At 63.7% G+C, this 12,007-nt stretch carries 11 protein-coding genes, 1 pseudogene and 1 other annotated feature; of the genes and pseudogenes, 5 read left to right on the top strand and 7 right to left on the bottom strand.

Going from position 1 to position 12,007, the window contains the following annotated elements:
- Both BN1134_RS00905 and BN1134_RS00900 read left to right on the top strand, forming a co-directional pair.
- A pseudogene (locus BN1134_RS00905) lies at window positions 1–430 on the top strand (EamA/RhaT family transporter); the annotation flags it as partial.
- 80 nt (window positions 431–510) lie between these two features.
- The gene (locus BN1134_RS00900) at window positions 511–879 is read left to right on the top strand and encodes a hypothetical protein (RefSeq protein ID WP_042044847.1); all 369 of its coding nucleotides are present in this window, start codon (window positions 511–513) and stop codon (window positions 877–879) included.
- A gap of 67 nt (window positions 880–946) precedes the next feature.
- Here the strand turns inward: BN1134_RS00900 and rnd are convergent, their stop codons facing one another.
- From rnd to BN1134_RS00865, 7 genes are all read right to left on the bottom strand, one after another.
- Window positions 947–2,053 carry a ribonuclease D gene (gene rnd, locus BN1134_RS00895; RefSeq protein WP_042044684.1) on the bottom strand — a complete coding sequence of 369 codons (1,107 nt, stop codon included), beginning with the start codon at window positions 2,051–2,053 and terminating at the stop codon, window positions 947–949.
- Window positions 2,054–2,130: 77 nt separating this feature from the next.
- Window positions 2,131–3,810, bottom strand: a complete 1,680-nt coding sequence (gene fadD, locus BN1134_RS00890; protein ID WP_156991615.1) for a long-chain-fatty-acid--CoA ligase FadD — start codon at window positions 3,808–3,810, stop codon at window positions 2,131–2,133.
- Window positions 3,811–4,006: 196 nt separating this feature from the next.
- Window positions 4,007–4,849: an alpha/beta fold hydrolase gene (locus tag BN1134_RS00885; protein WP_042044682.1), complete on the bottom strand. Its 843-nt coding sequence runs from the start codon at window positions 4,847–4,849 to the stop codon at window positions 4,007–4,009.
- A complete protein-coding gene (locus tag BN1134_RS00880) occupies window positions 4,846–5,388 on the bottom strand; it encodes a Slp family lipoprotein (RefSeq protein ID WP_232300575.1) in 543 nt (180 codons plus the stop codon). Before BN1134_RS00880 ends, BN1134_RS00885 begins: the two co-directional genes overlap by 4 nt.
- 38 nt (window positions 5,389–5,426) lie before the next feature.
- Entirely contained in the window at window positions 5,427–6,116 is a 690-nt protein-coding gene (gene tsaB, locus BN1134_RS00875; protein WP_084214657.1) for a tRNA (adenosine(37)-N6)-threonylcarbamoyltransferase complex dimerization subunit type 1 TsaB, read from the bottom strand.
- A gap of 12 nt (window positions 6,117–6,128) precedes the next feature.
- Window positions 6,129–7,979, bottom strand: a complete 1,851-nt coding sequence (locus BN1134_RS00870) for a DNA repair helicase YoaA (RefSeq protein ID WP_232300577.1) — start codon at window positions 7,977–7,979, stop codon at window positions 6,129–6,131.
- 131 nt (window positions 7,980–8,110) lie between these two features.
- Window positions 8,111–8,374, bottom strand: a complete 264-nt coding sequence (locus BN1134_RS00865) for a hypothetical protein (protein WP_042044678.1) — start codon at window positions 8,372–8,374, stop codon at window positions 8,111–8,113.
- A gap of 222 nt (window positions 8,375–8,596) precedes the next feature.
- Window positions 8,597–8,723 (top strand) — a sequence feature (His leader region).
- Window positions 8,724–8,747: 24 nt separating this feature from the next.
- Here BN1134_RS00865 and hisG point away from each other — a divergent pair.
- The 3 genes from hisG to hisC are packed head-to-tail and all read left to right on the top strand — an operon-like array spanning window position 8,748 to window position 12,007.
- Complete coding sequence (gene hisG, locus BN1134_RS00860; RefSeq protein WP_042044675.1) at window positions 8,748–9,644, top strand: ATP phosphoribosyltransferase; 897 nt, start codon at window positions 8,748–8,750, stop codon at window positions 9,642–9,644.
- Between the two features lie 4 nt (window positions 9,645–9,648).
- Complete coding sequence (hisD, locus tag BN1134_RS00855) at window positions 9,649–10,935, top strand: histidinol dehydrogenase (RefSeq protein WP_042044673.1); 1,287 nt, start codon at window positions 9,649–9,651, stop codon at window positions 10,933–10,935.
- Window positions 10,936–10,948: 13 nt separating this feature from the next.
- The gene (hisC, locus tag BN1134_RS00850; protein ID WP_042044671.1) at window positions 10,949–12,007 is read left to right on the top strand and encodes a histidinol-phosphate transaminase; all 1,059 of its coding nucleotides are present in this window, start codon (window positions 10,949–10,951) and stop codon (window positions 12,005–12,007) included.

The following is a 12,007-nucleotide window of genomic DNA, read 5'->3' as shown; positions in this document are numbered from 1 at the left end:
CTCCCACCCAGGGCGCAGCCCCGCCATCTGGGCCACCGCCCAGGGACTGGTGACCCTGCCGGTGGCGCTGCTCGCTTACCTGGGCAGCCTCGGCCATCTGGCGTTGACGGCGCCGGCCTTCCCCCTGCCGCTGGGGCCGACGCCGCTGCGTTTCATGCTGCTGATGGGGGCGCTAGGGCTGTTGTGCTCCTGGCTCGGCACCCTGTGCTGGAACGAGGCGAGCCAACGGCTGCCCACCGTGCTAGTGGGGCCGCTTATCGTGTTCGAGACCCTGGCGGGACTGCTCTATGCGTTTCTCTTGCGCGAGGCGTGGCCACCGGCCAGCACCCTGCTCGGGGTGGCCAGTTTGGTGATGGGGGTGATCTATCTGCTGGGCGGCAAGCCCGCCACGGTGAAAAGCAAAAGTGAGACCAATGCACGGCGAACTTGACGCATGTCATCTTGCCCGGCAGGCTGCCTCCCTATACTGAGTCCACTCTTTGGCAAGCTATTGGAGGCATTGTGTGTGAATTGAGCGAGCAGCAGCTGTCTGGCTGGCGACGCCGACTCGAAGCCGACTGGACACAGATCCGTCAGCAACTGATAGCCGAGCTGGAGGCTGCCCGTCTGGATGATATCGGCGTCAGTCCGGCTCAGTGTGAGGTGGAGTCGCTGGTGGCTATGGCCAGAACCGTACTTGGCCCAGGGGTAGAGGCGCCGATCGCTCGGCTGCTGCACTTGGATGCGGCCCTCTGTCAGATGGATCTCGGCCTCTACGGCCTCTGCTCCGACTGCGAGGAGCCCCTGAACCCGATTGAGCTGGACAACGATCCCGCCATGCAGCGCTGCCCACGCTGCGAAGCCCGTTATCGCAAGGGTGATCACACCCGCGAACTCTGACCCCCCTGCCCCCCGATAGGATGCATCGGGCGGGGCCTTTTCTCTTTCCCCACCCTCAGCGACAGCGTTACAACAGACGCCCCACCAGTTCACCACGCCACCCGGTAAGCAGTGCAGGCGGCTCGACGGCTGCGCGCTCTTCGTCGCTCAGACGCCAGCTCCAGGTGAAGTACTGGTGGATGGTCTTCTTGCTGGCGATCAGCTCGGGCGGCACGCCACACGCCTTGGATTGCTCCTCCACCAGCGCCTTGATCCGCTTGAGCTCGCCCTTGTACTGGGGAAACTCCACCAGACGGCGGATGCGCTCGGGCCATGAATCCGGATCGCTGGCCTCGGCCTTGGCCACGATATCGAGCAGACGCTTGCCGTGGATCTTGATCTCGATGGGCAGCAGTCCCAGCTCGTTGAGATCGCGCAGCGAACTCGGACGACGCTCGGCCACCTTGTAAAGGTGCAGCTCCTTGACCACGAAGTTGACCGCCAGATCGCGGCGCACCGCCTCCTGCTGGCGCCAGGCCGCCAGCTCGCGCAAGATGGCGAGTTCACGCCGTCCCAGCTGCCAGGCGTTGCCAAAATCAAGATAGGCCTGATAGGGATCGCTGATGGCGACCTTGCGAGCGCAGTGGCTGCGGCACTCCTCCTCAAACCAGGCCAGTTTGCCACTCTCGACCAGGCGCGCCATCACCTGCTGGTAGAGGGGCACCAGATAGAAGACATCGGCCGCCGCGTAATCGAGCTGGCGGGCGCTCAAAGGGCGAGCCAACCAGTCGGTGCGCGCCTGATCCTTGACCAGCTCCACCCCGAGAAAATCCTTCACCAGGGCGCCAAAACCTACCGAAACCCCGTAACCGAGAAAGGCGGCGGCCAGCTGGGTATCGTGCATCAACGCCGGCAGATGGCCGGCCTCGTGCTGAATGAGTTCAAGATCTTCACCGGAAGCATGCAGCACGCTGAGGCGCCCCTTCGCTCCCAGCACTTGCCACAGCGGCGTCATGTCGACGGCCAGCGGGTCGATCAGCGCCAATTGGTGACCGTCGTAGATCTGAAACAGGCCGAGCTGGGGATAATAGGTGCGGGTACGCACGAACTCGGTGTCAACGGCGAGCGGACCCTCGGCCAGGGTGGAGAGGTAGGCCGCAAGATCGGCCTGATTGGAAATCAATTGGTAATGCATGGTGTTGCCTTGTGGTGGCCGGCCCCAGAAACGAAAGCGCCGTGGTGGGAACCACGGCGCACGGGAAGGCAGGGACCTTATTGCGCTTTGGCAAGCTCCTCATCGCGCAGTTCGCGGCGCAGGATCTTGCCCACATTGGTCTTGGGTAGTTCGTCGCGGAATTCTACCAGTTTCGGCACCTTATAGGCAGTCAGATGTTTGCGGCAATGGGCGATGATGTCCTCTTCGCTGAGCAAGGGATCCTTGCGCACCACAAACAGCTTCACCACCTCGCCGGAGACCTTGTGCGGCACACCGACGGCGGCGACTTCCATCACCTTCGGATGCATGGCGACCACGTCTTCAATTTCGTTCGGATAGACGTTGAAACCGGAGACCAGGATCATGTCCTTCTTGCGATCGACGATCTTGAAAAAGCCCTGCTCATCACAGGTGGCGATATCGCCAGTGCAGAGCCAACCATCCTGGATCACCTCGGCGGTCGCCTCAGGACGCTGCCAGTAACCGGCCATCACCTGCGGGCCGCGCACCTGCATCTCGCCCGGCTGGCCGAGTTCGCGCACCACATTGCCCTCGTCATCGACCAGACGGATCTCGGTCGAGCAGACCGGCAGGCCGATGGAGCCGTTGTACTGCACCAGATCGTAGGGGCAGACACTCACCAGCGGCGAGCACTCGGTCAGGCCATAGCCCTCGAGCAGGGGCACCTTGGTCATCTGTTGCCACTTCTCGGCCACCGCGCGCTGCACCGCCATGCCGCCGCCTATGGTCAGCTTCAGGCGATCGAAGTTGATGGCCGCAAAGTCGGGATTGTTGATCAGGGCGTTGAACAGGGTGTTCACCCCTGTGATACAGGTGAAGGGATACTTCTTGATCTCTTTGACAAAGCCCGGGATGTCGCGCGGATTGCTGATGAGCAGGTTATAGCCGCCGATGCGCATGAACAGCAGGCAGTTCACCGTCAGGGCGAAGACGTGGTAGAGCGGCAGTGCGGTCACCACAAACTCCTTGCCCTCCTGCAGGCGCGGGCCGTAAATCCCGAGGCACTGCTCGACGTTGGCAAGCATGTTGCGGTGGGTCAGCATGGCGCCCTTGGAGAGCCCCGTGGTTCCCCCTGTGTATTGCAGGAAGGCGATGTCGCCACTCTTAATGGTCGGCTTGATGTATTGCAGATAGCGCCCCTTGGCGAGCGCATGACGCATGGAGCTGGCCCCCGGCAGATTGTATTTCGGCACCAGCTTCTTGACGTACTTCACCACGAAATTGACTAAGGTGCCCTTGGCCAGGCCCAGGTTATCCCCCATGCGGGTCAGGATCACGTGCTTGACCGGGGTGTCGTAGACCACCTTCTCGAGGGTGTGGGCAAAGTTAGAGACGATGACGATCGCCTTGGCGCCCGCATCTTTGAGCTGGTGCTCCAGCTCGCGCGGGGTATAGAGGGGGTTGACGTTGACCACTGTCATACCGGCGCGCAGGATGCCGAACACGGCGATGGGGTATTGCAGCAGGTTGGGCATCATGACCGCGACCCGGTCGCCCTTTTCCAGCTTCAACTCGTTTTGCAGGTAGGCGGCAAAGGCCCGTGACTGCTCTTCAAGGCGGCGATAGGTGATGGTCTGCCCCATATTGACGAAGGCGGGCAGGTCGGCGAACTTGGCCACCGACTCTTCGAACATCTCGACCAGAGAGCCGTACTTGTCTGGATCGATCTCGGCGGGAACGCCCTCCGGATAACGCTTGAGCCAGACTTTTTCCACGTGATTCTCCTGCATATAAAGGACCTGTGCGCTCACTGTGTTCCCTCCGTCCCTGGATCACCGGGTTATTCAATCAGCTGTTTCGAGCATGAGCTCTAAGGTTGCGATATGGTGACACAAGGCAACGCTAGTTAACAGAAAATTAACAGAGTGAGACTGGATTGAATTGATAGAATAGTGATGTAGAGCACGCATTCTAGCGAAGTCGGCAGAATTTTTCGATATGAAGTGCCGTCAGCGCAGGATCTTCCATGTGGAAATGGTGCCCGCCCGGCACCATTGCGCACTCCAGTGCCGCGATCGCCCCACCCCGTGCCGCCCATTGCTGCGCCAGCTCCGGATAGCCATGTTCGCCCCGCAGCAGCAGTACCGGCGCCGTGATGGCCGAGAGCAGCGCCAGCGCCTGTCCCTCGCTCATGCGCAGCGGCGTGCGTTCACGCAGGGCCGGATCGCTGCGCCAGTGCCAACGCCCTTCCCGCTCCTCCAGATTGCGCTGCACGATGAGACGCGCCGCGTCAACCTGCATGTCGCTGACCTGACAACGGGCCGCCACCGCCTGCGCCACCTCCTCAAAGCCCGGATGGCGGCGCAAAGCGGTGCGCGAGCGCCGCTCCAGCACCCGCCGGATCTGCCCCGGCACCTCATGATCGGGCTGGCTGAGCGGCCCCATCCCCTCCAGCATGATGAGCTGGGAGACCTGCTCGGGAAACACCCCGGCATAGGCCGAGCCGATGAGCGCCCCGAGGGAATGACCGAGCAGGATGAAGCGCTGCCAGCCCGCCGCGCGGGTGATGCGGTAGAGATCGTCGAGCCAGTCGACAAAAACATAGGGGGTGGCCTTGTGGCTCGAGTGGCCGTGACCGGGTAGATCGAGGGCCACCAGGTGCACGCCGTTGAGGTGGGCCGCCAGCGGCCGAAAGCTCTCGGCGTTGTCGAGCCAGCCGTGCAGCGCCAACACCAGGGGGGCTTCCGGCTTGCCCCAGCTCAGGTAGGCGACGCGGCGCCCATCATCGAGCCGGATCTCCCCTGACGTCGTCATCGCGGTAACGGGCGCAGCGGTCGGCGCGGCCAGTAGGGGTCATAGAAGGGATCGTGGAAGAAGGGGTCGACATAGCGCACCTCGACCTCCTTGACCGGTGGCCAGAGCTTGCTCTTGGCGCTATCGAGCACGGCAAAGCGATAGGGGTGCTCCCCTATCTTGCCATCGACCGGCGCCGCCACCTGACCCAGCACACTCAGCGAGCGCCCCTTGGCATAGAGGGCAGGATCGACAAACCCCGGCATGATGGCGAGAAAACGGCCCGGACTCTGCTCGGTTTGCAGCGGTACACCGTTGGATTTGAGCGGCAGCACCACCACCTCGATGACGCTGCGTGCCGGCTCGTTATGCACCATCGCGATGACCCCGCTCCAGCGAGCCATGGCGCCAGGTTGGGACAGCCCCGGCGCGAACGGCACCAGGGCCGACTCGGGCTCGTAGGCCAGCTCGCGCGGCACGGTGCCGCAGGCCGAGAGCAGCCAGGCGGCGAGCCCCAGCCACAGCGTGCGGCCAGTGAACCTCATGGACAGATGAGACATATTTCCCCCTCCGGCAGTGAGGGGAGTCCCCCTCGGGATCACTCGCGACCCGGCAGCTTCTTCCAGGTCACCTTGTCGCGCAAGTATACGGGGCTGGCCGCCTCGACCGCTACCGCCTCGCCAGCCAGCCAGGCGGCACGCGCCAGCGGCAGCATGTCTTCGGCCATCGGCAGGCAGGGGGCGGAGGCCGGCACCTGCTGTTCGGCCAGCTGCAACACCGCGTCGTAGGTGACAAAACCGGTGCCTATGGTGTGCCAGCGGCCCTCCAAGTGGATCTGCTCGGCCAGCAGAGTGGGCTCAATCACGCACTCCTCTTGTTGCGGCACCATCAATCCTTCGCTCAGGGTGAAGCGACCGAAATAGACTTCATTCATGCGCGCGTCGATGGCGGCCAACACCTGCTCGGCACCGTCACGACGATAAGCCCCCTGCGCCATGGCGGCCAGGGTCGAGATACCGATGAGCGGTTTGTCGGCGCCAAGCGCCAGCCCCTGGGCAACCCCGATCCCGATGCGAACACCGGTAAACGAGCCGGGGCCACGGCCAAAGGCGATGGCATCGAGATCGCTCAGGGCCAGCCCGGCCTCATCGAGCAGGGACTGCACCATGGGCAGGATCTTGCGGGTGTGGTCGCGGGGCGCCTCTTCATAACGGGCAAACACCTGCTCGCCCACCAGCAGGGCGGCGGAGCAGGCTTCGGTGGCAGTATCGACGGCCAGGATCTTCAACACACAGTTTCCTTAAACATTGCTAGCGATCGAGGGCCCATCGCCCTCGCGGAAAAACTCGCCCAGCCGCGCCAAATCCCGGGTGCGGGGAATGGCGGGCAGGCTCTTGATAAAGGTGGCGCCATAAGCGCGGTTGACCATGCGCGGATCGCAGATCACCAGCACCCCGTGATCCCCCCGATCGCGGATGAGGCGGCCCACCCCCTGCTTGAGGGCAATGACCGCCTTGGGCAGCTGCACGTCGGAGAAGGGATCGCCGCCGCGCAGGCGACAGTCCTCGACTCGCGCCTTGAGCAGGGGGTCATCCGGGGAGGCAAACGGCAGTTTGTCGATGATAACACACGAAAGTGCCGCCCCCCGCACGTCGATCCCCTCCCAGAAGCTGGCGGTGGCCACCAGCACGGCGCGGCCATTCTCGACAAAGCGTTTGAGCAGCTGCGACTTGTTCTCCTCCCCCTGCATCAGCACGGTGCGCCCTATTTCACGGCGCAGCACCTCGGCCACCTGGCGCATCGCCTGATGGCTGGTGCAGAGGAAAAAACAGCCGCCCGGGGTACGGTTGATGAGCGGGATCATCATGGCGGCCAGCCGCTCACCACGGCCGAAAGCGTTGGGCTCGGGCAGAAAACGCGGCACGCACAGGCGCGCCTGTTCGCTGTAATCGAAGGGGCTGTCCAAGGTCAGCTCGGCGCTACCGGCCAGCCCCATCTCGCCGGCAAAGTGGGCAAAGTGGCCGTCCACCGTCAGGGTGGCGGAGGTAAACACCCAGCTCACCTCGGGGCGCTGCACCTCGGCGTTGAAACGCTCGGCCACCGAGAGCGGCGTCAGGTTGAGCGAAAAGTGGAGCCGCGTGCATTCAAACCAGTAGGAGCAGCCGGTTTCATTGAGTGCGAGCAGCTCGCTGAGGCGGCTTTTCACCTCGCTGACCCGCTCAAAGCACTGATCGAGCCGCTCGCCACGCCCGAGCGCCAGCTTCAATACGTCATAACAGAGCGAAAGCGCATCGGTCAGACGCGCCAGCGCCTGTCCCCAGTGGCTGTTTTTCATCATGTCACGGGTATTGCCGCGCCCGCTCTCCATACCAAACGCCAGGCGCAGATCCTGGCTGACGATCTGCAACCGATCCGCCGCCTTGCCGAGCTGGTTCATGTCCTGCGCCTCGCTGCGATAGGCCAGCTGGATATCCTGAGCCAACTCCTGAACGCTGCGGCTGGAGAGGGACTTGCCAAAATAGCTGGTGGCTATTTCGGGCAACTGGTGCGCCTCGTCGAATACGTAGACCTGAGCCTCCGGCACCAGCTCGCCAAATCCCGTGTCTTTCACCGCCAGATCGGCGAAGAAGAGGTGATGGTTGATCACCACCACCTGCGCCTCCATGGCGCGGCGACGGGCGATCACCAGGTGGCAATCCTCGTAATAGGGGCAGTCGCGCCCGAGGCAGTTGTCGTTGGTGCTGGTGATGTGGGGCAGGATTTCGGCGTTCTCCTGCAAGCCCGAAATGTCGCCCACGTCCCCGGTATTGGTGGTCCCCGACCAGGATTTCACCTTGACCAGATCGGCCAGCACCTCGGCCTTTTGCAGGTGCGACTCGCTCATCAGGTTGTTGAGGCGCTCCAGGCACAGGTAGTTGCTGCGCCCCTTGAGCAGGGCCACCGGCCGGGCGTAGTCGAGGGCCCCCATGATGGTCGGCAAGTCCCTGTGATAGAGCTGCTCTTGCAGGTTTTTGGAGCCGGTGCTGATGACGATGCGCTTACCCGAGTGCAGCGCCGGCACCAGATAGGCATAGGTCTTGCCGGTACCTGTGCCCGCCTCCACCAGCAGGCGGCCGTGGCTGTCGATGACGCGCTCCACCGCACTGGCCATCTCCAGCTGGGGGGCGCGGGCGACAAAGCCATCGATATGGCGCGAGAGGGGGCCTTCGGGGGCAAACAGGGTCGAGACAGTGGTCAAGGCAGGCGTTCCGGCGAAAAGGCCGATTATACCAAAAGCACCGCTCAGACGAAGAGATCGATCTGATGTGGCGGATCCGGCGGCACCTCCCCTCCCGTCTCAACCGGCGCAGCAGGCGCGACCGTCGCCGTATGGGGAGGCGTCTGCTGCTGACGCCGATCGGGATCCTCGCGGCTCGCCTCGATACGCGATTTCTTGTCGAGCCCGGTGACTTGGCGCACCTGGCGGATCTCACCGGCCACCCCACTGCTGCCTGGTACGGCGGGCGGACGAGGCAATATGGAATAGATCAGATCCTGATTGGCCATGGCGGTTCTCCTGCGTCCGTGCCCAACGCCGATAAAGCGGGTTGACCTTTAACTGGCTATCGGCCGGAAAAACGATTGCTTTATTTTTTCACCCTTTTCTCTCGCCGGGGTTGCAATTTTTAACCAGACAGGTAAGTTAAAAACCACGCCATCGGTTCGTAAAGAACGGCAACCCTATTAGTAAAGAGAGATTTACATCATGTTCAACCTGCTGAAAGCTCACCACCGTCACCATCATCCCGAATAGTCTTTCAGGAGGTTGGCTGCTGGAAGACCAATAAAGGTGACTTCCACGCAGACCCCCGCATCTGCAAACCCTCGGAAGCACCGCTTTCGAGGGTTTTTGTTTTTAAATACGAAGGAAAAAGAAGCAATGGAAACTCAACGTCTGCGTATCGCAATGCAAAAGTCCGGGCGCCTCAGCCAGGACTCCCAGGCCCTGCTCAAAAGCTGTGGTCTCAAGATCAACCTGCTCGAGCAGCGCCTGATTGCCCACGTTGAAAATATGCCTATCGATATTCTGCGAGTCCGCGATGACGACATCCCGGGTCTGGTGATGGATGGCGTGGTCGATCTTGGCATCATCGGTGAGAACGTACTGGAAGAGGAGCAGCTGCGCCGCCAGGCCCTCGGTCAGGCGGCCGAGGTAAAGGTATTGAAGCAGCTCGACTTCGGTAGCTGCCGACTGTCGCTCGCCGTGCCGCGTGAAATGAACTACACCGGCGCCGAGTGCCTGGCCGGCAAGCGCATCGCCACCTCCTACCCCGGCCTGCTGCAACGCTTCTTCGATGAGCGCGGCCTGCCCTTCAAGAGCGTGATGCTGGGTGGCTCGGTGGAAGTGGCCCCGCGCGCCGGACTGGCCGACGCCATCTGCGATCTGGTGTCGACCGGCGCCACGCTGGAGGCCAACGGCCTCAAAGAGGTCGAGGTCATCTACCGCTCCAAGGCGGCCCTGATCCAGGCGGCGCAGCCGCTTGAAAGCAGCAAGCAGCAGCTCATCGACAAGTTGATGCCGCGCATCCAAGGGATGCTGCAAGCGCGCGAGAGCAAATACATCATGCTGCACGCCCCGAAAGAGCGGCTCGAAGCCATCACCTCCCTGCTGCCGGGCGCCGAGCGTCCCACCATCATGCAGCTGGCCGGTGACACCAACCAGGTGGCCCTGCACGTGGTCTCCAGCGAAACCCTGTTCTGGGAGACCATGGAGCGCCTTAAGGCCCTCGGTGCCAGCTCCATCCTGGTGCTGCCCATCGAGAAGATGATGGAGTAAGGCCATGCAGACCCTCATCTGGAATACGCTCGCTCCCGAGCAGCAACGCGACCTGCTGGCCCGCCCGGCGCTGGCCAATGCCGACTCCCTCGAGAGCACGGTGCGCGGCATCATCGGCGAGGTGCGCAGCCGGGGGGACGCCGCCCTGCGCGAGCTCTCTGCCCGCTTCGAGCGCGCCCCGCGCGACACCTTGCGCGTAAGCGCTGCCGAGTTCGACGCCGCCGAGGCTCGCCTCGGTGACGACATCAAAGCGGCCATCCGCCAGGCCATCGGCAATATCCGCGCCTTCCACGCCGCCCAGGCCCAGCCGGCGCTGCGCCTCGAAACTCAGCCCGGCGTGGTGTGCGAGCTGCGCACCCAGCCGATTGCCAGGGTCGGTCTCTACGTGCCGGGGGGCAGCGCACCGCTCCCCTCCACCGTCATGATGCTGGCCATCCCGGCCGCCATCGCCGGCTGCCGCGAAGTGGTGCTGTGCACTCCCTCCCCGGCCAGCGACGAGATCCTGTTTGCCGCCCGCGCCTGTGGCGTTGAGAAGGTGTTCGCCATCGGCGGCGCCCAGGCCATCGCCGCCATGGCCTATGGCAGCGAGAGCATTCCCAAGGTCGACAAGATCTTCGGCCCCGGCAACAGCTACGTGACCGAGGCCAAGCGCCAGGTCAGCCAGGATGTGCGCGGCGCTGCCATCGACATGCCGGCCGGCCCCTCCGAGGTGCTGGTGATCGCCGACGAGACGGCCAACCCCGCCTTCGTCGCCGCCGACCTGCTCTCCCAGGCCGAGCACGGCGCCGACAGCCAGGTGGTGCTGGTGACCGACTCGCCTGCCCTGGCCGACGGCGTGCAGGACGAGCTGGCCCGCCAACTGGCGGCGCTGGATCGCCGTGACATCGCCACTGCGGCACTCGGCGGCAGCCTGGTGTTGCTGTGCCGCGATCTGGACGAGGCATGCGCCATCTCCAACGCCTACGCCCCCGAGCACCTCATCGTGCAGACCCGTGCGCCGCGCGCCCTGCTCGACAAGCTCGAGAACGCCGGCTCCATCTTCCTCGGCCCCTGGACGCCGGAGTCGGTCGGCGATTACGCCAGCGGCACCAACCACACCTTGCCCACCTATGGCTATGCGCGCACCTGCTCGAGCCTGGGGCTCGCCGACTATCAGCGCCGCTACACGGTGCAAGAACTAAGCGCCGAAGGGCTCAAGGGCCTGGGCCCTGTGGTCGAGCGCATTGCCGAGGCCGAAGGGCTCGGCGCCCACAAAAATGCCGTAACCCTGCGCCTCGCCGCACTGAAGTGATAAGGACAACCGCATGAGTATCAAGGATTTGGCACGGCGCGCAGTGCGCGCCCTCACCCCCTATCAGTCGGCGCGCCGCATCGGTGGCAAAGGCAACGTCTGGCTCAATGCCAACGAGGCCCCCATCGCCTACCCCTTCACCATCGATCCGGCCCGCCTCAACCGCTATCCCGAGTGCCAGCCCCCCCAGGTGATTGCCGCCTATGCCGGTTATGCCGGGGTGCAGCCGGAGCAGGTGCTGGCCAGCCGCGGCGCCGATGAGGCCATTGAGCTGGTGATCCGCACCTTCTGCGAGGCCGGGCAGGATCAGGTTCTGATCTGCCCCCCCACCTACGGCATGTACGCCATCAGCGCCGAGACCTGCGGGGTCGGCATCGTCGAGGTGCCGCTCAAGCCCTCCCGCCAGCCGGACTGGAGCGAAATTAAGAGCCGCCTTTCCGACGTGAAGGTGGTGTTTCTCTGCTCCCCCAACAACCCGACCGGGGATCTGGTGGGCCGCGACGGCCTCATCAATCTGCTCGAGGCCGCCACCGACCGCGCCCTCATCGTGGTGGACGAGGCCTACATCGAGTTCTGCCCCGAGGCGAGCGTGGTCGATCTCATCGCGCGCTACCCCAACCTGGTGGTGACCCGCACCCTCTCCAAGGCGTTCGCCCTGGCCGGGATCCGCTGCGGCTTCACCCTGGCCTCGCAGGAGGTCATCGGCATGCTGGCCAAGGTGATCGCCCCCTATCCCATTCCGGATCCGGTGGCCCAGATCGCCGCCGAGGCCCTCTCGCCAAGCGGCCTGTCCCTGATGCAGGAGCGGGTCGGTGAGCTCAACGCCCAAAAGGTGCGCATCAAGGCCGAGTTGCAGGCCCTGCCCTGTGTCACCGAGATCTTCGAGGACAAGGGCAACTTCGTTCTGGTGCGCTTTAGTGATGGTGAGCGAGTCTTCGCCGCCATGAAGCAGGCCGGCATCATACTGCGCGATTTTTCCAGCAAGCCGGGTCTGGCCGATGCCATTCGCATCACCATCGGCTATCAGGACGAGATGGATGCAGTCCTCAACGTTTTGCGTGACATCCGGTAA

This window comes from Aeromonas simiae (assembly GCF_000820125.1).
GTDB lineage: Bacteria > Pseudomonadota > Gammaproteobacteria > Enterobacterales > Aeromonadaceae > Aeromonas > Aeromonas simiae.
This window is presented reverse-complemented; position numbering and strand designations above follow the sequence as displayed.

Coding starts and splice junctions, on each gene's coding strand:
- rnd (WP_042044684.1), bottom strand. CDS start 2,053: ATGCATTACCAATTGATTTCCAATCAGGCCGATCTTGCGGCCTACCTC.
- BN1134_RS00885 (WP_042044682.1), bottom strand. CDS start 4,849: ATGACGACGTCAGGGGAGATCCGGCTCGATGATGGGCGCCGCGTCGCC.
- BN1134_RS00880 (WP_232300575.1), bottom strand. CDS start 5,388: ATGTCTCATCTGTCCATGAGGTTCACTGGCCGCACGCTGTGGCTGGGG.
- BN1134_RS00870 (WP_232300577.1), bottom strand. CDS start 7,979: ATGGCCAGTGCGGTGGAGCGCGTCATCGACAGCCACGGCCGCCTGCTG.
- BN1134_RS00865 (WP_042044678.1), bottom strand. CDS start 8,374: ATGGCCAATCAGGATCTGATCTATTCCATATTGCCTCGTCCGCCCGCC.
- hisG (WP_042044675.1), top strand. CDS start 8,748: ATGGAAACTCAACGTCTGCGTATCGCAATGCAAAAGTCCGGGCGCCTC.
- hisD (WP_042044673.1), top strand. CDS start 9,649: ATGCAGACCCTCATCTGGAATACGCTCGCTCCCGAGCAGCAACGCGAC.
- hisC (WP_042044671.1), top strand. CDS start 10,949: ATGAGTATCAAGGATTTGGCACGGCGCGCAGTGCGCGCCCTCACCCCC.